Source organism: Inquilinus ginsengisoli (assembly GCF_031453975.1).
Lineage (GTDB): Bacteria > Pseudomonadota > Alphaproteobacteria > DSM-16000 > Inquilinaceae > Inquilinus > Inquilinus ginsengisoli_A.
The window spans coordinates 1-26,300 of the sequence record NZ_JAVDPW010000013.1 but is presented as its reverse complement, the minus strand read 5'-3'; the positions used below and the strand labels follow the sequence as shown (position 1 = coordinate 26,300).

19 protein-coding genes are annotated in these 26,300 nt (G+C 71.0%); 8 read left to right on the top strand and 11 right to left on the bottom strand.

Annotated features, from left to right (window positions below):
- Nucleotides 1–187: 187 nt before the first annotated feature.
- The 5 genes from lepA to E9232_RS30450 all read right to left on the bottom strand — a co-directional run bounded on the left by lepA (nucleotide 188) and on the right by E9232_RS30450 (nucleotide 8,445).
- Complete coding sequence (gene lepA / locus E9232_RS30470; protein ID WP_309800688.1) at nucleotides 188–1,996, bottom strand: translation elongation factor 4; 1,809 nt, start codon at nucleotides 1,994–1,996, stop codon at nucleotides 188–190.
- A gap of 256 nt (nucleotides 1,997–2,252) precedes the next feature.
- Nucleotides 2,253–4,616: a DUF6600 domain-containing protein gene (locus tag E9232_RS30465; RefSeq protein ID WP_309800687.1), complete on the bottom strand. Its 2,364-nt coding sequence runs from the start codon at nucleotides 4,614–4,616 to the stop codon at nucleotides 2,253–2,255.
- Between the two features lie 164 nt (nucleotides 4,617–4,780).
- Complete coding sequence (locus tag E9232_RS30460; protein WP_309800684.1) at nucleotides 4,781–7,024, bottom strand: peptidoglycan-binding domain-containing protein; 2,244 nt, start codon at nucleotides 7,022–7,024, stop codon at nucleotides 4,781–4,783.
- Nucleotides 6,999–7,649, bottom strand: a complete 651-nt coding sequence (locus tag E9232_RS30455) for a DedA family protein (RefSeq protein ID WP_309800682.1) — start codon at nucleotides 7,647–7,649, stop codon at nucleotides 6,999–7,001. Before E9232_RS30455 ends, E9232_RS30460 begins: the two co-directional genes overlap by 26 nt.
- 64 nt (nucleotides 7,650–7,713) lie before the next feature.
- On the bottom strand, nucleotides 7,714–8,445 hold the full coding sequence (locus E9232_RS30450; protein WP_309800681.1) for a glycerophosphoryl diester phosphodiesterase: 732 nt from the start codon (nucleotides 8,443–8,445) through the stop codon (nucleotides 7,714–7,716).
- Nucleotides 8,446–8,694: 249 nt separating this feature from the next.
- On the opposite strand from E9232_RS30450, the gene ychF reads away from it, so the two are divergent.
- Nucleotides 8,695–9,789: a redox-regulated ATPase YchF gene (gene ychF / locus E9232_RS30445; RefSeq protein ID WP_309800679.1), complete on the top strand. Its 1,095-nt coding sequence runs from the start codon at nucleotides 8,695–8,697 to the stop codon at nucleotides 9,787–9,789.
- A 93-nt stretch (nucleotides 9,790–9,882) separates the two neighbouring features.
- Here ychF and E9232_RS30440 read toward each other — a convergent pair whose 3' ends face one another.
- Nucleotides 9,883–10,218, bottom strand: coding sequence for an MliC family protein (locus E9232_RS30440; RefSeq protein WP_309800677.1), 336 nt, complete (start codon nucleotides 10,216–10,218; stop codon nucleotides 9,883–9,885).
- A gap of 190 nt (nucleotides 10,219–10,408) precedes the next feature.
- Here E9232_RS30440 and E9232_RS30435 point away from each other — a divergent pair, with 190 nt between their 5' ends.
- The 3 genes from E9232_RS30435 to E9232_RS30425 all read left to right on the top strand — a co-directional run bounded on the left by E9232_RS30435 (nucleotide 10,409) and on the right by E9232_RS30425 (nucleotide 14,398).
- Nucleotides 10,409–11,650: a PQQ-dependent sugar dehydrogenase gene (locus tag E9232_RS30435; RefSeq protein WP_309800675.1), complete on the top strand. Its 1,242-nt coding sequence runs from the start codon at nucleotides 10,409–10,411 to the stop codon at nucleotides 11,648–11,650.
- Between the two features lie 636 nt (nucleotides 11,651–12,286).
- Nucleotides 12,287–13,807 carry a YifB family Mg chelatase-like AAA ATPase gene (locus E9232_RS30430; protein WP_309800673.1) on the top strand — a complete coding sequence of 507 codons (1,521 nt, stop codon included), beginning with the start codon at nucleotides 12,287–12,289 and terminating at the stop codon, nucleotides 13,805–13,807.
- 318 nt (nucleotides 13,808–14,125) lie between these two features.
- Nucleotides 14,126–14,398: a hypothetical protein gene (locus E9232_RS30425; protein ID WP_309800671.1), complete on the top strand. Its 273-nt coding sequence runs from the start codon at nucleotides 14,126–14,128 to the stop codon at nucleotides 14,396–14,398.
- 274 nt (nucleotides 14,399–14,672) lie between these two features.
- Here E9232_RS30425 and pth read toward each other — a convergent pair whose 3' ends face one another.
- The 5 genes from pth to E9232_RS30400 all read right to left on the bottom strand — a co-directional run bounded on the left by pth (nucleotide 14,673) and on the right by E9232_RS30400 (nucleotide 20,845).
- Nucleotides 14,673–15,245, bottom strand: coding sequence for an aminoacyl-tRNA hydrolase (gene pth / locus E9232_RS30420; RefSeq protein ID WP_309800670.1), 573 nt, complete (start codon nucleotides 15,243–15,245; stop codon nucleotides 14,673–14,675).
- A 40-nt stretch (nucleotides 15,246–15,285) separates the two neighbouring features.
- Complete coding sequence (locus E9232_RS30415; RefSeq protein WP_309800668.1) at nucleotides 15,286–15,936, bottom strand: 50S ribosomal protein L25/general stress protein Ctc; 651 nt, start codon at nucleotides 15,934–15,936, stop codon at nucleotides 15,286–15,288.
- 289 nt (nucleotides 15,937–16,225) lie between these two features.
- Complete coding sequence (locus E9232_RS30410) at nucleotides 16,226–17,032, bottom strand: MetQ/NlpA family ABC transporter substrate-binding protein (protein WP_309800666.1); 807 nt, start codon at nucleotides 17,030–17,032, stop codon at nucleotides 16,226–16,228.
- A gap of 65 nt (nucleotides 17,033–17,097) precedes the next feature.
- Complete coding sequence (locus E9232_RS30405; protein WP_309800665.1) at nucleotides 17,098–17,310, bottom strand: hypothetical protein; 213 nt, start codon at nucleotides 17,308–17,310, stop codon at nucleotides 17,098–17,100.
- A 598-nt stretch (nucleotides 17,311–17,908) separates the two neighbouring features.
- Nucleotides 17,909–20,845, bottom strand: coding sequence for an Rne/Rng family ribonuclease (locus tag E9232_RS30400; RefSeq protein WP_309800663.1), 2,937 nt, complete (start codon nucleotides 20,843–20,845; stop codon nucleotides 17,909–17,911).
- Nucleotides 20,846–21,434: 589 nt separating this feature from the next.
- Between E9232_RS30400 and E9232_RS30395 the strand changes: the two genes are divergently transcribed.
- The 4 genes from E9232_RS30395 to prfB all read left to right on the top strand — a co-directional run bounded on the left by E9232_RS30395 (nucleotide 21,435) and on the right by prfB (nucleotide 26,120).
- On the top strand, nucleotides 21,435–23,876 hold the full coding sequence (locus E9232_RS30395; protein WP_309800661.1) for a penicillin-binding protein 1A: 2,442 nt from the start codon (nucleotides 21,435–21,437) through the stop codon (nucleotides 23,874–23,876).
- Between the two features lie 75 nt (nucleotides 23,877–23,951).
- A complete protein-coding gene (locus tag E9232_RS30390) occupies nucleotides 23,952–24,236 on the top strand; it encodes a DUF4242 domain-containing protein (protein ID WP_309800659.1) in 285 nt (94 codons plus the stop codon).
- Nucleotides 24,237–24,272: 36 nt separating this feature from the next.
- Nucleotides 24,273–24,728 (top strand): DUF3293 domain-containing protein, encoded by a 456-nt coding sequence (locus E9232_RS30385; RefSeq protein ID WP_309800657.1) that lies wholly within the window; start codon nucleotides 24,273–24,275, stop codon nucleotides 24,726–24,728.
- Nucleotides 24,729–24,994: 266 nt separating this feature from the next.
- Nucleotides 24,995–26,120, top strand: a protein-coding gene (gene prfB / locus E9232_RS30380) for a peptide chain release factor 2 (RefSeq protein WP_309800654.1) whose coding sequence is annotated in 2 segments (ribosomal slippage) — nucleotides 24,995–25,063 and nucleotides 25,065–26,120 — 1,125 coding nt in all. Because the reading frame shifts where the segments join, the coding sequence is not laid out codon by codon here.
- Nucleotides 26,121–26,300 lie beyond the last annotated feature (180 nt).

Genomic DNA, 26,300 nt, shown 5'->3' with positions numbered 1-26,300 from the left:
CATCGACGATCGCCGCGAAGTTCCGCACTGTCTGCGCTCTGGTAGGCAAGCCGGCCGACGTCATCCCGTGCGCGGCGCGGCACGGAGTGCTGCGGCGCAGACACGGGATCTCTTCGCCACTTCGACGAGATTCCCGCTTTCGCGGGAATGACGTTGGACAAGAAGGCCGGTGCCGGTGCGAGGCCGACTATTGATCACCCATTTTCAGGGCGGCGATGAAGGCGCTCTGCGGGATCTCGACCTCGCCGAACTGGCGCATCCGCTTCTTGCCTTCCTTCTGCTTGTCCAGCAGCTTGCGCTTGCGGCTGATGTCGCCGCCATAGCACTTGGCCAGCACGTCCTTGCGCAGCGCGGCCAGCGATTCGCGGGCGATCACCTTGCCGCCGATCGCCGCCTGGATGGCGATCTTGAACAGCTGCTTCGGGATCAGGTCCTTCAGCCGCTCGCACAGGTGCCGGCCGCGGCGGTCGGCCTGGCTGCGGTGGACGATCATGGCCAGGGCGTCGACCGGCTCCTGGTTCACCAGGATCGACAGCTTCACCAGGTCGCCCTCGCGGTAGCTGTCGATCTGGTAGTCGAAGCTGGCATAGCCGCGGCTGATCGACTTCAGCCGGTCGTAGAAGTCGAACACCACCTCGTTCAGCGGCAGGCGGTAGACCAGCATGGCGCGGCCGCCGACATAGGTCAGCTCGATCTGCTCGCCGCGCCGCTCGGTGCACAGCTGCAGGATGCCGCCGAGATACTCGTCCGGCAGCATGATCGTGGCCTTGATCCAGGGCTCGTCGATCCGGTCGATCTTCATCACGTCGGGCATGTCGGACGGGTTGTGCAGGTCCATCACCGACCCGTCGGTCATCTGCAGCTTGTAGACCACCGACGGCGCGGTGGTGATCAGGTCGAGGTCGAACTCCCGCTCCAGCCGCTCCTGGATGATCTCGAGATGCAGCAGGCCCAGGAAGCCGCAGCGGAAGCCGAAGCCCAGCGCCGCCGAGGTCTCGGCCTCGAAATGGAAGCTGGCGTCGTTGAGGGCCAGCTTGCCCAAGGAATCGCGCAGCCGCTCGAAGTCGTTGGCGTCGGTCGGGAACAGGCCGCACCACACCACGGGGACCGAGGGCTTGAAGCCCGGCAGCGGCGCCGCGGCCGGGCGGCGGTCCTCGGTGAGGGTGTCGCCGACCTTGGTCTCGGCGATCTCCTTGATCCCGGCAGTGATGAAGCCGACCTCGCCGGGGCCGAGTTCGCGCACCTGTATCGCCTTGGGCGTGAAATAGCCGACGCGGTCCAGCTCGCGCGCCGCACCCGTCGCCATGAAGCGCACCTTCTGGCCGACCTTCAGCGTGCCCTCGACCACCCGCACCAGGATGACGACGCCGAGATAGGGGTCGTACCAGCTGTCGATCAGCAGCGCCTTCAGCGGCGCCTCGGGGTCGGCGTGCTTCGGCGCCGGCAGGCGGTGGACGATGGCCTCCAGCACGTCGTCGATGCCGATGCCGGTCTTGGCCGAGATCAGCACGGCGTCGGAGGCGTCGATGCCGATGACGTCCTCGATCTGCTGGCGGATCCGCTCCGGCTCCGCCGCGGGCAGGTCGATCTTGTTGAGGACCGGCACGACCTCGTGGTTGGCGTCGATCGCCTGGTAGACATTGGCCAGGGTCTGCGCCTCGACGCCTTGCGAGGCGTCGACGATCAGCAGCGAACCCTCGCAGGCGGCGAGCGACCGGCTGACCTCATAGGCGAAGTCGACATGGCCGGGCGTGTCCATCAGGTTCAGCTGATAGGATTCGCCGTTCTTGGCGGTGTAGCCCAGGCGCACGGTCTGCGCCTTGATGGTGATGCCGCGCTCGCGCTCGATGTCCATCGAATCCAGCATCTGCGCCTTCATCTCGCGCATTTCCATCCCGCCGCAGCGCTCGATCAACCGGTCGGCAAGGGTCGATTTGCCGTGGTCGATATGGGCGATGATCGAGAAGTTGCGGATATGGTCCTGGGGAGAGCTCATCGGTGCGCCTGAAGCCTTGATCGGCCCGGAACATAAGGGCCCGGACCGCCCGGCGCAATGTCGCCGCCCGCAGGCCGGGAAAGCCGGCCGAAACCGGGCGGGGCCGTGTTCCCGCCGGCGGGGACTTTTGCGGCATTCCCAACCCCGTCATTGCGAGCGCAGCGAAGCAATCCATCGGGCCGTTCGTGCGGCGCGATGGATTGCTTCGTCGGCTTTGCCTCCTCGCAATGACGATTGGGGGGCTGGAGGCAACGCGTCAGTTCTGGAGCGGGTCGCCCGGCTTGCGCTGCTCCGGCGGCGGGAGCGGGCGGCGTTCGGGCTGGGGCGGCGGCCGGTGCTGCGGCTGCGCCACATGGACCGGTGGCCGGGCCGCCCGCTCCGCCTGGACCGGACGGGGCGGGGCCTGCCGGGCGGCCGCCACCGGCTGGCGCGCCGGGGCCTGGGCGATCACCGGCGGATGGCTCGCCGCCACCGGCGGATGGCTCGCCGCCACCGCGGGACGGCTCGGCGCCACCGGCGGATGGCTTGCCGCCACCGCGGGATGGGCGGCCGCGGCCTGAGGGGCGGGGGCTGCCGCCTGCGGCGGCAGTGCGGCGCCGGCGGCCGGCCGGGTCGGCGCGGCCGGCGTCGGGGCGGTCACCAGCGGCTTGGCGGCGGGAGCGGTGGGGCCGCCGGGGCGCTGGCCGCGCTCCGGCAGCGGCGGGTGGCCTTGCTGGACCTGGGCCGTTCCCGGACCGGCCGCGCCGGGGGCGGTCGGGACGGCGCCCGGCCGGGTACCGGGCTGACCGGGCGCCGTCTGCGCCGTCGCCGGGGTTCCGGGCGCGCTGCCCGGTGTGCCGGGGCCGCCCGGGCGCTGGCCGCGCTCCGGCAGCGGGGGATGGCCCGGCACGGTCTGGGCCGCGCCGGGAGCGGCGGGCCTTGCCCCCGGCGGAGGGACGGGCTGTCCGGGAGTCGCCTGGGCTGTCCCCGGTGCGGTCGGCGCAACCGGACCATGCTGGTCTGGGCCGGGCAGCGGCGGCCGCCCTGGCTGGGCCTGGGCTGTTCCCGGCACGCCCGGCGCCGCCGGACCATGCTGGTCCGGGCCGGGCAGGGGCGGCCGGCCCGGCTGGGCCTGGGCGGTGCCTGGCGCTCCGGGTGTCCCCGGCTGGCCCTGGGCCACCGGCGGGCGGCCTGCCCCCGCCGGCTCGGCCGGCTGGCCGGCGATCGGGGCGTGCGGCCGGTTCGGGTCTCCGGCGGCCAGCGGCAGCCGGCCGTTCGGGGCGCGGGCCACCGCCGGGTGCGGCGCCTGGGGCTCGCCGACGGTCGGTGCGGCCGGGCGCGGCAAGGTCGAGACCGGCGTCAGCGGCCCCTTGGCCAGCTGGTCCGGCGGGACCTGCAGCGCCGCCCGGGCGACCGGCTGGCGTTCGGCCAGCACCCGCTCCGGCACCTCGGTGGCGAAGCGGCGGTTGGCGCCGTTCTCGACGATGGTCGGGCCGTTGTGGATGTTGATCTGGTTGACGTTGACATTGCGGATGTTGGTGACGTTGACGTTCCGGACATAGGTGTCGCTGACCCGGTAGGACGGGCGGTAGATCTCGCCCGGGCCCAGCGGGTACCAGCCGATCGGCCCCCCATGCCCGGAATGGCTGTCGATGGCGACGCCGATCGCCGCGCCGACGGCGGCGCCGGCGAAGAAGCTGACCAGAGCCGGGGCGTAGACCGGCCGCACCTCGACCGGGCCGGGCAGCCAGCCCCAGCGGTCGTCGACATAGGCCCAGCGGCCGTAATGGAACGGGGCGAAGCCCCAGGGCTGGTCGTCGACCCAGGTCCAGCCCCAGCGGCCGTCATACTCCCAGCGGCCGTCGCGGTACGGCACCCAGCCGGCGGGCACCGTGGTCGGGTACCAGACGGTGCCGTAGCTCGGGGTCTCGTGCCAGGTGCCGGCGCCGTCGAGGTCCTGGTAGCCGGTCATCGACCGCGAGACGTAGCGCGGCGCCGCAGCCGCGGCATGCAGCCGGCCGTCGGCCCAGTCGTCCAGCGGGCTGCGGTCGGCCGAGCGGGCCAGGGTGTAGGCGAAGGGGTCGGCGCCGTTGGCGATGCCGGTCTCGCCACCCTGGACGTCGACCGGGCCGTCCGGCCCGCCGGCGATCTGCGCCTCGCCCGAGAACACCACGACCTCGGTGGGGTCCTGGGTGGTGCCGGCGTCGATGCGGTATTCCCCCGGCCGCTGCAGCGTGACCGTGCCGCGCGGCGTGTCGACGGTGTAGGTCTCGCCCGGCTGCATGTCGGCGATGTCGAGATTGACCGACCCCTGGGCCAGCTGGGCCGCGAAAGTCTGGTCGTCCAGCTGCTGGATGTCGAGTTCGCTCTGGTCACCGAGATGCAGCTCGGTGGGGCCGACCTGCAGCTCGGCGCGGGCCTGCGGCTCGGTCCAGAACGACATGCCGGAGGTCACCGGCTGGTTGCGGGCGGCGACGGCCCAGGGCTGGGTCGGGTCGCTGCGCAGCGACACCGCGCCCGAGAGGTCGGCGAGCCGGCCGACGCGGGCCGGCGGGTCGTTTGCCGGGGCATCATCCGCCCGGGCGAATGACGCGCCGAGCAGGGCCGCCATGGCGACCCCCGCCAAGATGCGCGATTTCATCCGGTTCCTCCTCGGCTGGCCGGGCGCCGATGACGCCGGCCGGCCACAAATCCCTGTCCGGTGGTGCTGGCGCATGTCCGCTTCCCCGCAGCCTAGACGGCGGCGGCTTGCGACAGCCTGTCCCGAAGATGAACTCGCGGTGAGGTGAGCGGCGCGGCAGGGGATCAGTGCAGCAGGTGGTTGATCTGCGCCTTCAGCTCCGGCGCGTCCGGCATGCGGCCGGCGGCGGCCAGCACGGCGGCGCGCAGGAACAGCGACTGGGCCGACAGCTCGTCAACGCCGTCCTGGGCCTGGGCCATGACCTGCTCGATCTGGTCCAGCCGCTCGGCCATGCGGTCGGCGGTGCCGCCGTCCAGCGGCTTGGTCCCGGCGGCCTCGATCGCCTCCAGCAAGTCGGCGGCGACGATGCGCAGGCCCAGCCAGGCCGTCGCCGCCTCCAGCGACTGGCGCGACCGGCGGCTTTCGCCGCTGCCCAGCCGGCCGATCAGCGGCGCCGCCGCGACCAGGTAGCGCCGGGCCTCGGTGCGGGCGTCCAGCGCCTGGGCGGCCTGCACCAGCAGCAGGTCGGCGTCCAGCATCTGGGCCGATTCGGCGCCGTGCTCGAGCAGCGCCATGCCGACCAGCTGGTAGCGGCCGGTGCGGACCTGGTCCATCTCGCCCTTGGCGGCATGGCTCCGCATCTGGGCGTAGAGCGCGGTGAAGGGATCCTGGTCCGCGGCCGGGGCGGCCCCAGGCGCGGCCGGCATGGTGACCACCGGCGGCTGCGACCAGCCGCGCAGCGCCTCGACCAGCCGGGCGGTGATCCGGGCCGATGCCGCGGTGCGCGGGTCGGCCGCCGGGTCCGGCTGGGTCGGGGCGATCGCCGCCGGAGCCGGCGGGTTCGGGGCGGGCGCGGCGGGCGCCGCGTTCGAGGCCACGGCGACGGGCGGCTCCGGCGCTGGTGGCGTTGCAGCGGGCGGCGCTGCAGCGGCCGATGCTGCCGCCTCGGGGGTCGGCGGCGTGGCGTTCGCGGTGGTTGCCGGTGCGGGTGCCGCGACAGGTGCTTCGGCGACCGGGGCCGGCACGGCATCGGGGGCGGCGGTCGGAACCGTCGCCGCGGCTGCGGCCGCCGCCGCCTGCGCCAGCGCTTCGGTGGCCAGGGGTGACACGGCCGGCACCGGGTCGGCCGTCACCCCCGGTGCGGCTGGGGCCGTCGCCGGTGCGGCAGGGGCCGCCTCTGCCACTGCAGGGGCGTCCGAGACCGCAGGCGGCGGTTCAACCGCGGCCGGCGCTGCCGGCTCGACCGCGGCCGGTTCCGCGGCCTGGGGCGCCGGAACGGCCGCCGCCACGGCCTCGGCCGACTCCGCAGATTGCAGCGCCGGGACCAGCGGCCGCGGCGCCGTGGTGGCCGGGTCGGCCAGCAGCGCATCGGCCTGGGCCCGGGTCAGCCGGCCGGTGGCCGCGGCCCCGGTCGCGTTCTGATAGCGGGCGATCGCCAGCCGGGTGCCGTCGCCGAACTGGCCGTCGATGGGGCTGCGGTACTGGCCCAGCGCGGTCAGGCGCTGCTGGATCCGGCGGCGGTCGGCAGTGCTCAGCCGCGGCTCGGCCCCCTCCGGCGCCGGCGGGCCGATCAGCGTGTCGGCATGGTTCTGCAGCGCCTGCAGGGTCTGGCGGTCGATCGCGGCGCGGTCGCGGATCGCCGGGGCCTCGGTGCAGTCCGGCCCCTGGGTGGCGGCGCGGGCGTCGATGGTGTCGACGCGCTCGCGCTGCGCCGCGATGGTGTCGGCCACGGCCAGGGCGCCGGTGCGCGCCGCCATCGGCTCGGCCCGCTCCAGCTCATGCAGCCGCTGGCCGGTGCGCTCGAGGAAGGCGGCGGTGTCGGACTGCACCGACTGGGCGTCGTCGACCAGGGCCGGGCAGGCCTGCGGGCCGCCGGGCAGCGCGCCGGTCGGGGTCGAGGCGATGCGGTCGGCCAGGCGGCTGGCGCGCCGCGCCTCGGCGTCGAGCCGGTTGGCCAGGTTGCCCAGCCGCTCGCTCTGCAGGTCGGGGCGGCCGCATTGGCCGATGATGGTGGTGTAGGCCGCCCGGGCCCGGCGCAGCTTGGCCGACAGGCCCAGGGCCTGGCGCGCGGTCTGGGTCGCCTGGTCGATCGGGTCGCGGGCGGTGCCGGCGCCGGCGTCGCGCTCGATCCGGTCGATCCGCGCCCGCACCCGGCCGAGGTCGCTCTCCGCCGTGGTTGCCAGCACATGGGCCTCGCCCTCGGTCTGGGCGCAGGTCTGCGACCGGCTCGGCCTGGCCGGCTCCTCGAACTGGCGGCGGATGCCGCTGAAGAAGTCGTCCAGCCCGTCCGCCCGCGCCGTCGCCGGCACGGCAAGGACCAGCGCCGCGACGGCGGCAGCTAGGCTAGGAACGATCCGGGCGATCCTCATGCGGGCTCTTGCTCTTGCGCGTGACCAGGCGGAACGCCGCCGCGGCGCCGACCAGCGTCGCGACGACAATGAGTATGATCAGAACCGGCGCGGCATCTTCAATCCCGAAGATTCGTTTGAGCGCCTCGCCGGCGAACCAGCCGATGCCGACCCAGACCGGCGCCCAGACGATGCCGGAGGCCACGTTGGCGACCTGGAACGGCCCCTGGCGCATGCCCATCATGCCGGCGACCAGCGGGATCACCGCGCGGATCGGCCCCAGGAAGCGGCCGAGGAAGACGCTGATGCCGCCGTAGCGGGTGAAGAAGTCGCGGCCTGTCCGCAGCATCCGGGGATAGCGGGTGAACGGCCAGATCCGCTCCGTCCGGTCCTTCAGCCAGACCCCGATCCAGTACGAGATGGCGTCGCCCAGCACCGCGCCGGCGATGGCCCAGGGGATCACGTTCCACGGGCTCAGCGTGCCCGCCTGGATCAGCGTGCCGGCGGCGACCAGCACCGCGGTGGCGGGCAGCAGGAGGCTGATCACCGCAAAGGATTCGCCGAAGGCGAAGACCAGGATGATCGGCCCGGCCCAGGCGGCATTCGCGCCGATGAAGGCGACCGCCTGATCGATGAAACCCTGCACGCGCCCGTACTCTCCTGTGCTCCTACGCCGTGATCGCGCCCTATGTCGGCGGGAAAAGCGGCAATCAGAGGGCGAGGATGCGGTCCGGCGCGTCGGAGAACACGCCGGCGACGCCGAGATCGAACAGCTGCTTCGCCCGCTCGGCCTCGTTCACGGTGTAGGCCAGCACCGGCCGGCCGGTGGCGCGGTATTCGGCGATGGTCTCCGCCGTCTCCTTCTCATGGGAGATGTTGATGGTGGCGGCGCCGACGGCGTCGGCATTGGCGGCCCACACCGCCGGCCGCTCCCAGATCAGGTAGCCGCGCGGCCAGTCCGGCGCGATCTCGCGCGCCTTCAGCAGGCTCTCGATGGCGAAGCTGGAGACCAGCGGCGCCGGGCGGTCGGCCGGCCACAGCTTCAGCGCCGCGGCCAGCGCCACCTCGGCGGTCTCGACCTCGCGGCCGGGGCAGGGCTTGATCTCGATGTTGACGGCGAGATTCAGCTCCAGCGCCAGGGTCAGCACCTCGTCCAGGGTCGGGATGCGCTCGCCGCGGAACTCCGGGGCGAATTTGCGGCCGGCGTCGAGCATCCGCACCGCCGCGAAGTCGGAATTGGCGACCGGGCCGCTGCCGTCGGTGGTGCGGTCCAGCGTGTCGTCATGGATCACCACCGGCACCCGGTTGCGGGTCAGCTTGACGTCGAACTCGACCATCTGCACGCCCAGCTGGGCCGCCTTGCGGAACGAGGCCAGGGTGTTCTCGGGCGCGTGCGCCGCGGCGCCGCGATGGCCGATGACTCGGGGCAGGGTCGGGGTCATGGGCGGGTCTCCGAGCCTAAGGCACTGCTGGGATACGGGATTTGCGGCGTGGACCAGGGCGATCCGGCCCGGTCGGATCTGCGGACCATGGTGGCGGCGCGTGTCGACGATGCCCCATCAGGTGCCATCGTCGCCGAGCCGGCGTCAAGGGCGGGGTGCGGCCATGACGGCCCGGCAGGTCCGCTGCGACTCCCCCTCGCCGCGACAACCGTGCTAGATGGGCGCCGATTCGAAGATCGGACGAGACCCATGGGATTCAATTGCGGCATCGTCGGCCTGCCCAATGTCGGCAAGTCGACGCTGTTCAACGCGCTCACCTCCACCCAGGCGGCGGAAGCGGCGAACTATCCATTCTGCACCATCGAGCCGAACACCGGCCGGGTCGGCGTGCCCGATCCGCGGCTGGACAGGCTGGCGGCGATCGCGGGGTCGGCCAAGGTGGTGGCGACCCAGCTCGAGTTCGTCGACATCGCCGGGCTGGTGCGCGGCGCCTCCAAGGGCGAGGGCCTGGGCAACCAGTTCCTGGCCAACATCCGCGAGACCGATGCGGTGCTGCATGTGCTGCGCTGCTTCGAGGGCGAGGTCACCCATGTCGAGGGCTCGGTCGACCCGGTGCGCGACGCCGAGATCGTCGACACCGAGCTGATGCTGGCCGACCTCGAGGGGCTGGAGCGGCGGGTGCAGACCGCGGCCAAGCGCGCCAAGGGCGGCGACAAGGACGCCAAGGCCGAGATCGAGCTGATGGAGCGGGCGCTGGTGGTGCTGCGCGAGGGCAAGCCGGCCCGCACCGTCGCGCTCTCGGCCGATGAGCGCGAGCCGTTCCGGCGCCTGGCGCTCTTGACCTCCAAGCCGGTGCTCTATGTCTGCAACGTGGCCGAGGACGAGGCTGCGACCGGCAACGCCCATTCGGCGCGGGTGGCCGAGATGGCGAAGGCCCAGGGCGCCGAGGCGGTGGTGATCTCGGCCGCGATCGAATCCGAGCTGGCCCAGCTCTCGGCCGAGGAGAAGCAGGAGTTCCTGGCCTCGATCGGGCTGGAGGAGCCGGGGCTGAACAAGGTGATCCGCGCCGGCTACAAGCTGCTCGGCCTGCTCACCTTCTTCACCGTCGGGCCGAAGGAGGCGCGGGCCTGGACCGTGCGCGCCGGGGCCGCGGCGCCGGAGGCGGCGGCGGAGATCCACAGCGACATCCAGCGCGGCTTCATCAAGGCCGAGACCATCGACTACGACAGCTTCGTAGCACTCGGCGGCGAGCAAGGGGCGAAGGACGCCGGCAAGATGCGCCAGGAAGGCAAGGACTACGTCGTCCGCGACGGCGACATCTTCCACTTCCGCTTCAACGTTTAAGTCCAGCCCCATCCCCGCCGAGATCCCGTGTCTGCGGCGCGGCACTCCGCGCCGCAGACACGGGATGACGATGGGTGACTCGAATGGGCCGGGTCAGCCCGCCGTGCAGGTGGTGCTGGCGGCGCCGGCGATGCGGCTGTAGGTGGCCTGGCCGCCCTTGTCCCAGAACTCGGCGCCGTAGGGGTTGGTGTAGCGCGCACCGCTGCCCGAGATCGCGCGCTGCAGCGTCACCGTGTTGCCGCCATCGGCCAGCACCAGCGCGTCGCCGGTGAAGCCGGCGGACAGGCGGGTGCCGTCGGCGCAGCGGTAGCCGACGGTCTGGCTCGCGATCGCTTCGGTCTTCGCGCTCGGGTTCGGGGTGTCGTCGCCGCAGGCGGCCAGCGCGGCGAGCGCCAGCGCGCAGGGGATCAGGGTCAGGCGGCGGGTCATGGCAGTCTCCTCGATACGGCCCGGCGCCGACGGCCGGGCGGGCAATTGCCCCTCTGCAACCCCGCAGCCGGCTGTTTGTTTCGCGCCCGCACGCCGCAAGATGAACCTTGTCGGACAATTATCCCATCAGGGCTTTTCCTCGGGACATCCGCCCCACATGTTCATGGAAAGAGATGTGGAGGAGACGCCGATGCGAAGCCCTTTCGCGGCCCCAGCTGTGCTCGCCGCTGCCCTGCTCGCCGCCATCCCGTTCCTCACCCTGCCCGCTGTGGCCCAGGACATCGCGCCCGGCACCCGGTTCGAGGTCCGGCCCGACGCGCTGCCCAAGCCCTATGCCACCGACGCCGTGGCCAACAGCTCCGAGACCGTGGCCCGCACGCCTGCGATGCGGCCGCAGGTGCCGAAGGGGCTGACCGCCACGCTGTTCGCCGACGGCCTGTCCGGGCCGCGCGAGTTGTTCGTGCTGCCCGACGGGTCGGTGCTGGTGTCGGAGCCGGAGGCCGGCCGTATCTCCCGGCTGGTTCCCGCTGCGGGCGGCGGCAAGGCCCAGGCCGCGCCGTTCGTGGCCGGGCTGGACCAGCCCTACGGCATGGCCCTGCGCCAGGACGCGCTCTATATCGCCGATCTCGACGGGCTGTGGCGCCTGCCCTATGCCTCGGGCGACGCCAAGGCGCAGGCCAAGCCGCAGCGCATCACCCCGGACGGGGCCTTCGACGGCGGCCGGGGCCACAGCAGCCGCAACGTGCTGTGGGACCCGGCCTCCGACCGCTTCTTCGTCGCCATCGGCAGCCGCAGCAACATCGCGGAGGAGGCGGCGCCGCGCGCCACCATCCAGGTCTTCGCGCCCGACGGCTCGGGCGGCCGCACCTACGCCTCCGGCCTGCGCAACCCGGTGGCCATGGCGCTGCAGCCGGGCACCGGCAAGCTCTACACCGTGGTCAACGAGCGCGACGGCCTGGGCAACGGGCTGGTGCCGGACTACCTGACCTCGGTGCAGGACGGCGGCTTCTATGGCTGGCCCTACTCCTATATCGGCCACAACCCGCAGCCGGACCTCGCGACCAAGCGGCCCGATTTGGTGCAGAAGGCGATCGTGCCCGACCTCCTGTTCGAATCGCATTCGGCGCCGCTCGACCTGGTGTTCTACGAGGGCGCGATGTTCCCCGACTGGCGCGGCGACGCGCTGGTGACGCTGCACGGCTCGTGGAACCGGGCCGACCCGATCGGCTACATGGTCGCCCGGGTGCCGTTCCGGGACGGCAAGCCGCAGGGCGGCTACGAGGCGCTGGCGACCGGGTTCCGGCTGAACCGGGGCAACGAAGCCGCCCAGGTCTGGGGCCGCCCGGCCGGGATCGCGACGCTGCCCGACGGGTCGATCCTGGTCTCCGACGACGAGGGCGGCACCATCTGGCGCATCGCCAAGGCGCCCTGAGAGCCTGCCCGATACCGCTGCTGGCGTGGCCGTCTGACGGCGGCCTCTCGGCTTCCGGTGCTCACGGACGACCATGTCCGCTGCACGCCGGTTCTCGAAACCACCGCCAGCCGACTCACGCCAGCGCAGTCTCGGACAGGCTCCGGGGCGGAGGACGAGGGGCTTAGTTCGAAGGCGTCGAGTGGAGTGTCGAAGTCGGGTTCGATATGGATCTGGCCCTTCATGAGGCCGAACCGGATCCCGGCCGGCTTGCCGTCATCCAGCGGCGCCACCTTGGCCAACGGCCTGCCTGATTTGGCGATGACGAAGTGTTCTCCTTTGCTCGTCCGATCGACGATCTGCGAGAACCGGGTCTTGGCTGCGCGGCGCCGGCAGCCTGAGCGGCGGCGGGGTCGGGGCGCCCTCGATCCCGTACCAGGTGTCATCTGCAGCCGATCCATCAGAGCGTCGGCAGCCTGCAGGTCTTCGATCTGACGCTGTGACCCGGGAGCGGCCGGCCGATGCCGCCTCGGGCTGCGCCGGGCGGCGCCATTGACAAGTGTGGGCGCTGCCCGGATTATTGGTTGTGTTCCCGATACAGGCACAACTTTAGATATGTCGATGCCATCGGCCCCACATCTTGCGGCCCCGACCTAGATGGTCGCCCGCATCGCCACGGTCGCCTTCCAGGGCATCGACGTCGCGCCCGTCGACGTCCAGGTCCAGGTGTCCGGCGGGTTTCCCGGCATCACCGTGGTCGGCCTGCCGGACAAGGCGGTGGCGGAAAGCCGGGAACGGGTGCGGGCGGCGCTGCATGCCCTGGGCCTCGCCCTTCCGCCCAAGCGCATCACCGTCAACCTGGCCCCGGCGGACATGCTCAAGGAGGGCAGCCATTTCGACCTGCCGATCGCGCTCGGCCTGCTCACCGCGCTCGACGTGCTGCCGGTGCAGGAGATCGGCCAGTACATGGCGTTGGGCGAACTGGCGCTGGACGGGGCGCTGACCCCGGTCGCGGGCGTGCTGCCGGCAGCGCTGGGCGCGGCCGAACGCGGCCTCGGCCTGATCTGTCCCGCCGCCTCGGGGCCGGAGGCGGCCTGGGCGGCCGATGCCGACGGCCGGATCGACGTGCTGGCGGCGCCCACCCTGCTGGCCCTGATCAACCACTTCAAGGGCACCCAGGTGCTGGCCGCGCCGCAGCCGCTGCTGGCGGCGCTGGACGGGCCCGGCCTCGACCTGCGCGAGGTCAAGGGGCAGGAGACGGCGAAGCGGGCGCTGGAGATCGCGGCGGCGGGAAATCACAACCTCTTGATGATCGGGCCGCCCGGATCCGGCAAGTCGATGCTGGCGGCGCGGCTGCCCGACCTGCTGCCGCCGCTGTCGCCGGCCGAGGCGCTCGAGGTCTCGATGATCCATTCGGTGGCCGGGCTGCTGGAAGGCGGCCGGCTGATGCGCCGCCGGCCGTTCCGCGACCCGCACCATTCGGCCTCGCTGCCCGCCCTGATCGGCGGCGGGATGCGGGCCCGGCCGGGCGAGATCTCGCTGGCGCATCGCGGCGTGCTGTTCCTCGACGAGCTGCCGGAATTCGCCCGTGCCACGCTGGAGGCGCTGCGCCAGCCGATGGAGAGCGGCCGGGCGGTGATCGCGCGCGCCAACTCCCATATCACCTACCCCGCCCGGGTGCTGCTGGTGGCGGCGATGAACCCGTGCCGCTGCGGCTATCTCGGCGACCCCGGCCTGGGCTGCGGCCGGGCCCCGCGCTGCGGCCAGGACTATCAGGCGCGGCTGTCCGGCCCGCTGCTCGACCGCATCGACCTGCATGTCGACGTGCCCGCCGTGTCGGCCGCCGACCTGTCGCTGCCGCCGCCGGCCGAGGGCACGGCGGAGGTGGCGGCGCGGGTGGCCGCCGCGCGGCAGCTGCAGGTGGCGCGCTATGCCGCCGACGGCATCACCACCAACGCCGAGGCCGACGGGGCGGTGCTGGAGCGGGTGGCAGCCCCCGATCCGGCCGGCGCCGTGCTGCTGACCCAGGCGGCGGAGCGGCTGCGCCTGTCCGCCCGCGGCTACCACCGCGTGCTGCGCGTCGCCCGCACCCTGGCCGACCTGGCGGGCGCCGAAGGCATCGGCCGGGCCCAGATCGCCGAGGCCCTGTCCTATCGCCGGCTGGCCGTGGCGGGGTAGGACCCCATCGGCCTTGCTCGATGCCGCTGCCGGGCGGATCGGCGCGGTGAGGTTTATCGTCCGCCATCGCCGAACATGCCCTCGGCTCAAGTCCGGGCATGGCAATTAAAATACCCGTAAAATACCAGGCCGACCCGCCACCGCCGTCGGTCAAGTCCAGACTGGATGAAAGGACGACAATCCCTTCCGTTTCACTCGATTTCTGTGGATCCTCAATCGGAAGGGCTTGGCAACGGATTGGAACTTTGGAACCCTGATGGTGTTCGATTCTCACCGATATCAGCGATCCGATTTCAAACACCTTTTGGGAGCCCGCGGATGCGATCGATCTGCCTTGCCTTCGCCGCGCTGCTGGCCGGCGCCTGCGTGCCGCAGCCGGTTCCCAAGAACTTCGTCGTAGTGAGCACGGTCAACGAGCGCGACGCCCTGGGCGCCCAGGCCACGGCGGACTTCTATTGCGGCAAGACCGGGCGCGTCGCCCTGGCGACCGACCGGCAGTGGAACTACATCGGCTTCCAATGCATCGTTCCGGCCAGCACGGTGGTGGCCCAGACGCCGATCCCCGCGCGGTCGGAGCCGTCTTCGGACTAGTGAGAAACGCGGGCTTGGGCCAAAAAAGTAGAGGAGCCGCGCAAAGGCGGCTCCTCGTTGTGCTCTCTTGTCCGCAGGCTCACCCGACGATGCCGGGTTGCCATTCTGGCGGAGGTCGCCGCAAGGGCGTTGCGGCTGGCCAATACGCGTTACCGGCTGTGCCGACCACGTGGGAAAAGGATGCGCGCCCGGAACGATCGGATCAAGGGGGTCGTCGTGCACTGCAGCAAAGGTCAGCTTGGCTGTCCAGGGCCCAGCGCTCGGACGGCCGCGGCTACGCCGACTGGGTGGTCTGGGCGACCTTGGTCATGAACTTCTCCGCCGCCCTTTCGGCCAGCAGCGGCGCCGCCTCGGCGATGGCGTCGACCAGCGGATCCAGCCAGGGCTCGTCGGATTTGGCGAAGTTGCTCAGCACCCAGCCATGCACCCGGTCCTTGTGGCCGGGATGGCCGATGCCGATGCGCACGCGCCAGAAATCGGGGCCGATATGGGCGTCGAGCGAACGCAGGCCGTTGTGGCCGGCGGTGCCGCCGCCCTTCTTGACCCGCAGCTTGCCGGGGGCGAGGTCGAGCTCGTCATGGAAGACCACGACGTCGGCGGGCGTCAGCTTGTAGAAGCGCATCGCCTCGCCGACCGACCGGCCGCTCTCGTTCATGTAGGTCATCGGCTCCAGCGCCAGCACGCGCTCAGGCCCCAGGCGGCCCTCGGCCAGCCGGCCCTGGAACTTCAGCTTCCAGGGCGAAAAGGAATGGCGCTCGACGATGTCGTCGAGCGCCATGAAGCCGACATTGTGCCGGTGGTAGGCGTATTGCGCGCCGGGATTGCCGAGGCCGACGAACAGCAGCATCGAACCCTCCCAGGCGCGCAGCAGCCAGGATCCTTTCGGATCAGGCCTTCGCCGCCGGCTCTTCGGCCGCCGGGGTTTCCCCCGTCGCGGCGGCCGCGGCCGCCTCGGCCGCCTCGGCGCGGACCGCCGACGGCGCCGCAACGGTGGCGATCACGAAGTCGCGATCCTTGACCGCCACCTGGACACCGTCCGGCAGCTTGATCGCGCTCATGCGCAGCGAATCGCCGATCTCGGCGCCGGACAGGTCCAGCGACAGGAACTCGGGGATCGCCTCGGCGCTGCAGACCAGCTCGACATCGTGGCGCACGATGTTCAGCACGCCGCCGCGCTTGAGGCCCGGCGACGCCTCTTCATTGATGAAGTGCACCGGCACATCGGCATGCACCCGGGTCTTGTCGCTGACGCGCAGGAAGTCCAGGTGGATCGCCTTGTCGCTCACCGGGTCCAGCGCGATGTCGCGCGCCAGAACGTGGTGACGCTCCTTGCCGATCTCGATGTCGTAGATATGGGTCAGCGCGGCGGGGTCGCGCAGGATCTTCAGCAGCGACTGGGCGTTGACGCTGAACAGAACCGGCGGCTTGTTGTCGCCGTAAATGACGCCCGGGATCATCCCGGCCCGACGCGCTGCCCGTGCTGCCCCCTTACCGGCTCGGTCGCGCGCCTCGGCCGTGATCTTGATGGTTTCGGCCATAGGTCTCTCCTCGAATGGAGACGCCGGCCTCCAGGGGTGCCGGCGTCGTTACGGCGTGATGACTGTCACGCAAGCGCGGTCGTCTACCAGAAATGGCCCCGCCGCGCAACGGCGGGGCCGGCATGCCGCCCCCGCCTGTCAAGTGCCGGGAGATCGTTCGAGAATGCGCTCGGCGTGAGTCGGCTGGCGGTGGTTTCGAGAACCGGAGCGCAGCGGACGTTGGTCCGTGAGCACCGGAAGCGGAGAAACCGCCATCAGACGGCCGCGCCGGGCGCGTTATCGGACGATCTCACCAAGCGGGAAGGATGGCGCCCTTGAACCGGGTCTCCAGGAACTGCTTCACCTCGGGCGACTGGTAGGCCTCGACCAGGGTCTTCAGGTCGGCCCGGTCCTTGTCGGCGGCGCGGGCGGCGACGAAGTTGCCGTAGGGGTTGTCGGTGCGGCTCTCGGCGATCAGCGCGTCCTTGCGCGGGTCCAGCCCGGCGTTCAGCGCGTAGTCGGTGTTGATGATGGCGCCGTCGAGGTCGGGCAGGGCCAGGGCCAGCTGCGCCGCGTCGAGCTCGGAGAACGCGAATTTGTGCGGGTTCTCGGCGACGTCGAGCAGCGACGGGTTCAGGCCCTTGCCGGCCGACAGCTTGATCAGCCCATGCGCGGCCAGCAGGTTCAGCGCCCGGCCGCCGTTGCTGGGGTCGTTCGGGATGCCGATCTTGGCGCCGTCCGGCAGCTTCTCCAGCTTGTCGAACTTCTTCGAGTACAGGCCGATCGGCTCGACGATGGTGAAGCCGATCGGGACGATGTGATAGCCGCGGGCGGCGATCTGGGCGTCGAGATAGGGCTTGTGCTGGAAGGCGTTGGCGTCGAGGTCGCCGTTCTCCAGCGCCTCGTTCGGGATGGCGTAGTCGGAGAAGGTGACCAGCTGGACGTCGAGGCCGTGCTTGGCGGCGACCTGCTTGGCGACCTCGGCGATCTCCTCCTCGCTGCCGCCCATGACGCCGAGCTTGATGCTGGCGGCGAAGGCGCTGCCGGCGGTGGCGGCGCTCAGGGCGAGCCCCAGCGCCAGGCCGAACAGGCCGCGCTTCAGCGGGGAAAGGGACATGGTGTGCTCCTGCATTCGAAAGATGAGGCCGGCGGCGGTGCCGCCGCGTCCTGCTATGGTTAGGCTTAGGCGCGGGCCTGTTCCGGCCGGCGCTGGCGGCGGCTGATCGTGGTCAGCGCCGCATGGGCCGCTCGCCCGGCCGCCCGGGTGGAGCGGAACAGGCGGCCTTCGAGCGGCGTGAAGGCCGCGTCGGAGGCGTAGAAGCGGAAGCCGCGGGGCTCGCGGGTGATGATGCCGGCGGTCAGGCCGCCGGCGACGATGATGAAGGCGTCAGCCATCGGAAGATCCTCTCGGGGGGCGCCCGGAGGGGGCGCTGCGTCTGGTCGTGGCGGAAGGCGGCGGGACGGGGCCCGCGATCAACACCCGGGACAGGCGCAACACATCCGGCGCAGCGGGGCTTGGCCCGGTGCGGCGGCGGAGAGGAAGGTCAGGGTCGAACTCATGATCGGCTCCTCAGCATCACGTGCCGGAACCACGAACTCACGTCGTGGCGCTTTAGCGTTTGATGACGCGGCGCAAGCTGCTTCCGTCAAAATCCCGCGGGCCCGAAGACCGATGCGAACCTCGAACATACGCGAGGTTGTGTCAATAATAAAAAAACAACATATGCATTGTGCTGTTTATTCTTCGTCATCGCGAGGAGGCGAAGCCGACGGGCGATCCATCGCGCCGCGGGCAAGGCGTCGGGTCCCGTGTACCCGTTTTGTTTCACGTGAAACACTGTCTCACGCCGGGGCATGGATTGCTTCGCTGCGCCCGCAATGACGGAGAGAGGGCGAGGCAGGTCGCCGGCAACGCCGCCTCACGGCCGGCAACGAAAAAGCCCGCCCGGTGGGACCGGGCGGGCTTCTCGCGTTCTACAGGACGGAAGGAGGGTCAGCCTTCGCTGCGCCGCCACCAGCCGCGCTTCGGAGCCTCGGGCGGCTGGTTGACCACCTGATTGGCCTCGACCGCCAGATTCTCCGGCACCGGCTCCGGTTCGGGTGCAGCCGCCGGCTCGACCGGCGCGGCGCCATTGACTGGTGCCGCGGCGGCCGGCTCTGCCGCCGCTTCCTCGGCGACCGGCTCCGGTGCCGGTTCGGCCGCGACCTCGACCACCGGGTCGGTCTTCTTGCGGCGCGGGGCGCGACGCTTCGGCTTCGGCGCCTCGGCTTCGGCCGGTGCGGCCTCCGCCACGACCGCTTCCACCACCGGGGCCTCGACCACGGCGGCCACCGGCTCGGCGGGTGCTTCGGTCACGGCCCCGGCCTGGGCCTCGACCACCGTCTCGGCATCGTCCGCCTTCCGGCGACGGCCGCCGCGGCGACCGCGACGGCGGGCCTTGTCGTCCTCGGCCTGGGCGGCAGCGGCGGCGTCGATATCGGCCGGGACCGGCTCGGGCGCCGCAGCCTCGGCCACGGGGGCCTCGGCGACGGTCACTTCGGCCACGGCGACGTCGGTCGCACTGACCTCGGCGGTGACCGCTTCGGTCTCCGGCTCGGCATGCGCCGCGGCGTCGCCGGCCTCGACCGTGAACGGCTCGATGCCGCGGCCGTCATCGGCCTCGCCGTCGCGCGGGTCGTAGCCGAAGCTGCCATCGGCGGCGACGGCGGCGGGCTGGTCGGCGCGATGGCCCTCGTCGCCACGCCGGCGACCGCGACGACGGCGGCGGCGTTTTCCGCCACGGCCCTCGCCATCGCCCTCGGCAGCCCGAGGATGGCTCTGCTCGGGGCGCGGCTGCGGCGGGCGGCCCTGCTGCTGCTGGCGGCCCTGCTGCGGCGCCGGCTGGCGCTGCTCCTGCACCGGCTCCTCCGCCTCCTCGACCTCGACCTCGTCTTCCTCGACCTCGTTCTCGAACGCGGCGTCGGTCTCGGCCATGATCCGGGCGGTGTTGTCGATCGGCACCACCATCTGGCCCGGCAGTTCCTCGACCCGGGCGCGGGTGCGCTCGATCCGGTGGGCCGGCGGGATCAGGCTGTCATCGGCCTCGATCAGCACCCGCACGGCGTAGCGCCGCTCGATGTCGGCCAGGGCGTCGCGCTTCTGGTTGAGCAGGTACAGCGCCATGGCGGTGGCGACATGCACCGTGACCTCGGAGGCGCGCTTGCGGATGCCCTCCTCCTCGATCGCGCGCAGGACGGACAGCGCCGCGGAGCCGGTGGTCCGGGTCATGCCCAGGCCCCCGCAATGGGCGCAGGTCTCGAAATGCGTCTCCATCAGGCTCGGGCGCAGCCGCTGGCGCGACAGCTCCAACAGGCCGAAGGCGCTGATCCGGCCGAGCTGGATGCGGGCGCGGTCCTGCCGCATCGCCTCCTTCAGCCGATGCTCGACCGCCTTGTTGTGGCGGTCGTCCTCCATGTCGATGAAGTCGATGACGATCAGCCCGGCCAGGTCGCGCAGGCGCAGCTGGCGGGCCACCTCGTCGGCGGCCTCGAGGTTGGTCTTGTACGCCGTCTCCTCGATGTTCCGCTCGCGGGTCGAGCGGCCGGAGTTGACGTCGATCGAGACCAGCGCCTCGGTCGGGTTGATGACGATGTAGCCGCCGGAGCGCAGCTGCACCACCGGGCTGTGCATCGCATCGATCTGGCCTTCCACGTTGAAGCGGTGGAAGAGCGGGACGTCCTGGTCCAGGTAGGGCTGCACCTTCTTGGCATGGCTCGGCATGAGCATGCGCATGAAGTCCTTGGCGGTGCGGTAGCCCTCCTCGCCGGCGACCTGGACGTCGTCGATGTCCTTGGAATAGAGGTCGCGGATCGCCCGCTTGATGAGGTTCGCCTCCTCATGGATGGCGCAGGGCGCGGTCGACTGCAGCGTGGTCTGGCGGATCGAATCCCACAGGCGCAGCAGGTAGTCGAGGTCGCGCCGGATCTCCAGCTTGGTGCGCTCCAGCCCCGCCGTCCGCAGGATGACGGCCATGCCTTCCGGCACGTCCAGATCATCCATGATCGCCTTCATCTTCTTGCGATCCTTGGGATTGGCGATCTTCCGGCTGATGCCGCCGCCGCGCGGCGTGTTCGGCATCAGCACGCAGTAGCGGCCGGCGAGCGACAGGTAGGTGGTCAGCGCGGCGCCCTTGTTGCCGCGCTCCTCCTTGGTCACCTGCACCAGCATGATCTGCCGGCGCTTGATGACCTCCTGGATCTTGTAGTTGCGGTAGTTCGGCAGCTTCGAGCGGCGGTCGCGGGCCTCCTCGGCCTCGTCGCCGCCCATCACCTCGACGCTGGTCTCGCGGTGGCCGTCGTGACCGTTGCCGTCCTCGCCCCCGGCGGGGGTCGGGTCGTCGCCCTGCGGCGCCTCGGTGGCCGGGGCCAGGCCGACCGGGCCGCTGTCGCCCTCGGACGACACGGTCTCGCCGAACACGTCCTCGCCCGGGGTCTCGCTGCTCGATCCGCCGAAGCTGTCGGTGGCCTCGCCTGGGGCGGCCTCGCTCGGGCCGGCCTCGGCCGTCTCGGCGCGGGCCGGGCGGCGGTCGCCGCGGCCGCGGCGGCGGCGCGGCGCCGGTTCGGCCGAGGGGGCCTCGGCCGCCGGGGCCTCGGCCTCGTCGGCCTCCGCCGCCTGGCGCGCCAGGATGGCGTCGCGGTCGGCGATCGGGATGCGGTAGTAGTCGGGGTGGATTTCGGAGAAGGCGAGGAAGCCGTGCCGGTTCCCGCCATACTCGACGAAGGCGGCCTGGAGCGAGGGTTCGACCCGCGTCACCTTGGCCAGATAGATATTGCCCTTGAGCTGCTTCTTGGCTTCGGTCTCGAAATCGAACTCCTCGAGACGGTTGCCGTCCAACACCACCACCCGCGTTTCTTCCGCATGGGTGGCGTCCACCAACATTCTTTTGGCCATGTACAAACCCTGGCGACGCTGCCGGCGACCCCGCGCGACCGACGGGGCCGCGGCGCGTCCTTGTCCTGCGGAGGCCGCCGGAGTCGCGAACCGTGATCACCCGAGAACGGCGCTTCGCAGCAGGCCAGACGGGGGGGTTCGCGACCACCGGGTCCGGCACGGCATGCGCCGGGGCACGGCCTCGAGTTGATCCTCAATGTCGTCCGACGCCCGCAAATGCACATCGTGGCCGGCCGTTCGACTGGCGTTCCACGGCGGAAATCGATGCACATCCACGCAACCGACTCGGAGCCCCGGTGAACCGGGCCTCGCATCGGCCGATCGGACAGACTGTCGCGTGGCCACGATACCGGGGCGGTGCGGTCTCGACAATGGTAGATTTCAGCGGTAACGGGCGGCCCGCGGCAAAGGCCTGACTCGCGGGCGGCGTCGTGGTAACAGAGGCCGCCCCTGCAGGATCCGACGCCGTGCCGGTCATCTCCGGAACACAATCGCGGACTATCCGCTTCTGCGTCGAGGCCGGCCTGCCGGGTCAACCCCGCCGTTCCGGGGCGGCTGGCCGCCGCCCCATCACTGCTCCCGTGGTCCGATGCGCCTGATCGGCTGGCTCCTGTCCTCCCTCATCCTGCTGCTGGCCGTCGCCGCGGTCGGCGTCTTCGCGGCCGCGAGCTATTTCGGCCGCGACCTGCCGGACACGGCGCAGCTGGCCAACTACGCGCCGCCGATCACCACCCGGCTGCATGCGGCCGACGGCCGGCTGATGGCTGAATACGCCAACCAGAACCGGTTGTTCGTCCCCTTTGCGGCGATCCCGCCCCTGGTGGCGCAGGCCTTCGTCTCGGCCGAGGACCAGCGCTTCTACGACCATCCGGGCATCGACCCGCAGGGCATCGCCCGGGCCGCGATCAGCGGCGTGCAGAACTACCTCTCGGGCAAGCGCGTCGAAGGCGCCTCGACCATCACCCAGCAGGTCGCGCGCAACTTCTTCCTGACCCCGGACCGGGCGATCAGCCGCAAGATCCGCGAGGTGCTGCTGGCGCTGCGGATCGAAAGCACCTTCACCAAGCAGCAGATCCTCGAGCTGTACCTGAACCAGATCTATCTCGGCCGCGGCGCCTATGGCGTGGCGGCGGCGGGGCTGGCCTATTTCAACAAGCCGCTGCAGGACCTGACGGTGTCCGAGGCCGCCTTCCTGGCCGGGCTGCCGAAGGCGCCGAGCAACTACGATCCCAAGAGCAAGCCGGAAGCTGCGGTGAATCGCCGCAACTACGTCATCGGCCGGCTGCTGGAGGACGGCGCGATCACCAAGGCCCAGGCCGACGCGGCCCTGGCCGAGCCGCTGGTGGCCAAGGACCGCCGGCAGGTCGAGTTCGTCAGCGCCAACTACTTTGCCGAGGAAGTGCGGCGTGAGCTGCAGCGCCTGTACGGCAACGACGCGCTGTACCAGGGCGGGCTGTCGGTGCGCACCTCGCTCGACCCGCATCTGCAGGACCTGGCCGACCAGGCGCTGCGCAGCGGGCTGCGCAACTACGACACCCGGCATGGCTGGCGCGGGCCGCTGAAGAAGATCGAAGGCTTCGAAGACTGGGCCGGGCAGCTGGCCGCGATCGTGCGCCCGGCCGGCGCCGGCGACTGGCAGCTGGCGGTGGTGCTGGACGTCGACGCCAAATCCGCCGCCATCGGCTTCTCCGACAAGAGCCGCGGCACCATCCCCTTCGCCGGGATGAAATGGGCCCGGCCGTGGCGGTCGAACCAGAATGTCGGGGCCGAACCGCGCAAGCCGGCCGATGTGCTGGCCAAGGGCGACGTGGTGCTGGTCGAGCCGACCGGCCCGGTGCCGGAGGACAAGGCGATCCCGCAGGAATTCGGCCTGCGCCAGATCCCCGACGTGCAGGGCGCCCTGGTGGCGCTCGACCCCAACACCGGGCGGGTGATGGCGATCGCCGGCGGCTACGACTATGCGATGAGCGAATTCGACCGCGGCACCCAGGCGGTGCGGCAGCCGGGGTCCAGCTTCAAGCCCTTCGTCTACCTGACCGCGCTCGAGGCCGGCTACACCCCGACCACCATCATCGACGACGCGCCGATCTCGATCGACACCGGCACCTCGACCTGGGAGCCGGAGAATGACGACCACACCTTCCTGGGTCCGATGCCGCTGCGGGTCGGCGTGGAGAAGTCGCGCAACGCGATGACGGTGCGCCTGCTGCAGGTCCTCGGGCTGGACAAGGTGCGCGACACGGCCCAGCGCTTCGGCGTCTACAAGGACATGCCGCTGCTCTATTCCATGGCGCTCGGCGCCGGCGAGACCACGCCGCTGCAGATGGCGGCGGGGTACGGCCAGATCGCCAATGGCGGCAAGAAGATCATCCCGACCTTCATCGACCGGATCCAGGACCGCAACGGCAAGACCATCTACCGGCATGACGACCGGCCCTGCGACACCTGCGCCCAGCCCTGGGCCGACCAGGCGACGCCGGTGATCCCGGACACGCGCGAGCAGATCGCCGATCCGGTCTCGGCCTACCAGATGACCTCGATCCTGCAGGGCGTGATCCAGCGCGGCACCGGCGCGGCGCTGAACAAGCTGGGCTTCACCCTGGCCGGCAAGACCGGCACCACCAACGATGCCAAGGACGCCTGGTTCGTCGGCTTCGCCCCCGACCTGGTGGTGGCGATCTATGTCGGCTTCGACGACCCGAAGACGCTGGGTGCCCGGGAATGGGGGTCGACCGCGGCGCTGCCGATCTTCGGCGATTTCATGTCCGCCGCCCTCACGGGCAAGGACGTGCCGCCCTTCCGCATCCCGCCCGGCGTCAGCCTGGTCAAGATCGACCGCCAGACCGGCCAGCCCGCCTATGGCAACGACGGCAGCACGATCTGGGAGGCGTTCCGCCCGGGCACCGAGCCCGGCACCGGCTACGCGCTCGACCGGCTGTCCGGTTCGGGCGCGGCGGCGCCCGAAGGAGACACCACCGGCTTCGGCGACACCGTGCCGGAGGCGACGACCGGGACCGGCGGGCTGTACTGACGCCCGCCGCAACCCGGATCAGACGAAAGCAATGGGGGAACGAGGCACCATCGTACCAACCCAGGAAGAGTGATCATGTCCCTTCGTAAATTCATCATCGAACGTGATATCCCGGCCGTCGGCTCCCTGGAGCGCGACCAGCTGCGCGGCGCCGCGGCCAAGTCCAACGACGCCCTGCGCCAGATCGGCCCCGACATCCAGTGGGTCGAGAGCTATGTCGCCGACAACAAGACCTTCTGCGTCTACCTCGCCAAGGATGAGGGCGTGATCCGCAAGCATGCCGAGATCAGCGGCTTTCCGGCGACCAAGATCACCGAAATCCGCAAGATGATCGACCCGACGACCGAGCGGGCGGCCTGACGCCTTAGCCGTCGCCCGTCGGCGCAGGAGAGGGATATGGATCTCGGGGGCTTCATCCGGCTGCTCGAAGCCTACCGGGACACCCGCTACCTCTTCGTCGCCGACGGGATCGAACACGACGTGCGGGTCGACCGGCGCAACCCGGCCGCCGAGGCGTGGCTGGCGGGCCGCGGGTCGACCCATGCCGGCTTCATCACCGCCGACAACCCGCGCAGCCGCCGGCTGACCGAGGCCGAGAACGCGGCGGCGCGGGTGCGGCTGGCGGCGGCGGTGCGGGCCCACGGCTTCGACGCCGTGCCGCACACCGGCGCCGGTCTGGACGCCGCCTGGTGGGAGCATGGCCTGTTGGTGCTCAATATGCCGCTCGACGACCTGCTGGAGCTGGCCGAGAGCTTCGGGCAGAACGCCGTCGTCTGGTTCGCCCCCGGCCGCCCCGCGCGGCTGGTGCCGACCCGGATCCTGCTCGACGCCTTCGCCGAGGGGCTGGATTGAGGGTGCGCATTCCCCCTTTCCACGGGTCGTCATTCCCGCGAAAGCGGGAATCTCTCGCTGATCGGGCTGCGACGAGATCCCCGCTTTCGCGGGGATGACGGGAAAGATTCGCGGGATGACGGGAAGGAGGAGGCGGGGCAGTGGGGTCTTTTCCGGCTCGTGGCCTTTACCTTGCCGCCGATCCATCATACATCCCGAAGCTGAACGGACGGATCGCCGGCAGGCGAGCCGCCCGACACGAACGGATTTTCGAGAGGAACGCGCCGATGCGTGCCGAGACCGAAGCCATGGCCAATGACATCAAGCAGTCGCTCGCGCTGCTGAGGAGGTCTCTTTGACTGGGATAACTCCGTCAGACGCCTGGACGAACTGAACACCCTCGCCGAGGACCCCAAGCTCTGGGACAGCCCCGACAAGGCGCAGACGCTGCTGCGCGAACGCACCCATCTCGATGACGCCATCGGCGCCTACAAGGCGATGGCCGGCGAGTTCGAGGACACGCTCGGCCTGATCGAGCTGGCCGAGGCCGAAGGCGACGCCGAAGTGCTGGCCGGCGCCGAGGCGGAGCTGGGCCAGCTGGCCCAGCGAGTGGCGAAGAAGCAGCTGGAAAGCCTGCTGTCCGGCGAAGCCGACGGCAACGACTGCTATCTCGAGGTCAATGCCGGCGCCGGCGGCACCGAGGCCCAGGACTGGGGCCAGATGCTGCTGCGCATGTATGTGCGCTGGGCCGAACAGCACGGCTTCAAGGTCGAGTGGCTGGAGGAAAGCCCGGGCGAAGAGGCCGGGATCAAGTCGGCCACGGTGCTGATCAAGGGCCACAACGCCTATGGCTGGCTGAAGACCGAATCGGGCGTGCACCGCCTGGTCCGGATCAGCCCCTATGACAGCGCGGCGCGGCGCCACACCAGCTTCGCCTCGGCCTCGGTGTCGCCGGTGGTCGATGACACGATCGAGATCACGATCCTGGACAAGGATCTGAAGGTCGACACCTACCGGGCCTCCGGCGCCGGCGGCCAGCATGTGAACAAGACGGATTCGGCGATCCGCATCACCCATATGCCGACCGGCGTCATCGTCGCCTGCCAGAACGACCGGTCGCAGCACCGCAACCGGGCCATGGCGATGGACATGCTGCGGGCCCGGCTCTACGAGCGCGAGCTGAAGATCCGCGAGGCCCAGGCCGATGCGCTGAACGCCGAGAAGTCCGAGATCGGCTGGGGCCACCAGATCCGAAGCTACGTGCTGCAGCCATACCAGATGGTGAAGGATTTGCGCACCGGGGTCGAAACCAGCGCCTCCTCGGCGGTGCTGGACGGCGACATCGACCAGTTCCTCGAGGCGTCGCTGGCCGCGAGGCTCAAGGGGCAGGGCGAGGACCTTCAGACCGGCTGATCAGGTGGGAGCTCTCCCGCGAGGGCTTTCCTCACCCGTCATTGCGAGCGCAGCGAAGCAATCCATGGGGCTGCTCATACCGGCGCCATGGATTGCTTCGTCGGCTTCGCCTCCTCGCAATTGTCTGTTGGAAAGAGGGTAGAAAGGATCATTCCGCGAGAGCGGGATGCCCCGGTCCGG

What these genes read in the sequence shown, in the direction of transcription:
- lepA (WP_309800688.1), bottom strand. Translation starts at nt 1,996, where the DNA reads ATGAGCTCTCCCCAGGACCATATCCGCAACTTCTCGATCATCGCCCAT.
- E9232_RS30440 (WP_309800677.1), bottom strand. Translation starts at nt 10,218, where the DNA reads ATGACCCGCCGCCTGACCCTGATCCCCTGCGCGCTGGCGCTCGCCGCG.
- E9232_RS30450 (WP_309800681.1), bottom strand. Translation starts at nt 8,445, where the DNA reads ATGACCCCGACCCTGCCCCGAGTCATCGGCCATCGCGGCGCCGCGGCG.
- E9232_RS30400 (WP_309800663.1), bottom strand. Translation starts at nt 20,845, where the DNA reads ATGGCCAAAAGAATGTTGGTGGACGCCACCCATGCGGAAGAAACGCGG.
- E9232_RS30460 (WP_309800684.1), bottom strand. Translation starts at nt 7,024, where the DNA reads ATGAGGATCGCCCGGATCGTTCCTAGCCTAGCTGCCGCCGTCGCGGCG.
- ychF (WP_309800679.1), top strand. Translation starts at nt 8,695, where the DNA reads ATGGGATTCAATTGCGGCATCGTCGGCCTGCCCAATGTCGGCAAGTCG.
- E9232_RS30465 (WP_309800687.1), bottom strand. Translation starts at nt 4,616, where the DNA reads ATGAAATCGCGCATCTTGGCGGGGGTCGCCATGGCGGCCCTGCTCGGC.
- E9232_RS30425 (WP_309800671.1), top strand. Translation starts at nt 14,126, where the DNA reads ATGCGATCGATCTGCCTTGCCTTCGCCGCGCTGCTGGCCGGCGCCTGC.
- E9232_RS30415 (WP_309800668.1), bottom strand. Translation starts at nt 15,936, where the DNA reads ATGGCCGAAACCATCAAGATCACGGCCGAGGCGCGCGACCGAGCCGGT.
- pth (WP_309800670.1), bottom strand. Translation starts at nt 15,245, where the DNA reads ATGCTGCTGTTCGTCGGCCTCGGCAATCCCGGCGCGCAATACGCCTAC.
- E9232_RS30410 (WP_309800666.1), bottom strand. Translation starts at nt 17,032, where the DNA reads ATGTCCCTTTCCCCGCTGAAGCGCGGCCTGTTCGGCCTGGCGCTGGGG.
- E9232_RS30385 (WP_309800657.1), top strand. Translation starts at nt 24,273, where the DNA reads ATGGATCTCGGGGGCTTCATCCGGCTGCTCGAAGCCTACCGGGACACC.
- E9232_RS30395 (WP_309800661.1), top strand. Translation starts at nt 21,435, where the DNA reads ATGCGCCTGATCGGCTGGCTCCTGTCCTCCCTCATCCTGCTGCTGGCC.
- E9232_RS30435 (WP_309800675.1), top strand. Translation starts at nt 10,409, where the DNA reads ATGCGAAGCCCTTTCGCGGCCCCAGCTGTGCTCGCCGCTGCCCTGCTC.
- E9232_RS30405 (WP_309800665.1), bottom strand. Translation starts at nt 17,310, where the DNA reads ATGGCTGACGCCTTCATCATCGTCGCCGGCGGCCTGACCGCCGGCATC.
- E9232_RS30430 (WP_309800673.1), top strand. Translation starts at nt 12,287, where the DNA reads ATGGTCGCCCGCATCGCCACGGTCGCCTTCCAGGGCATCGACGTCGCG.
- E9232_RS30390 (WP_309800659.1), top strand. Translation starts at nt 23,952, where the DNA reads ATGTCCCTTCGTAAATTCATCATCGAACGTGATATCCCGGCCGTCGGC.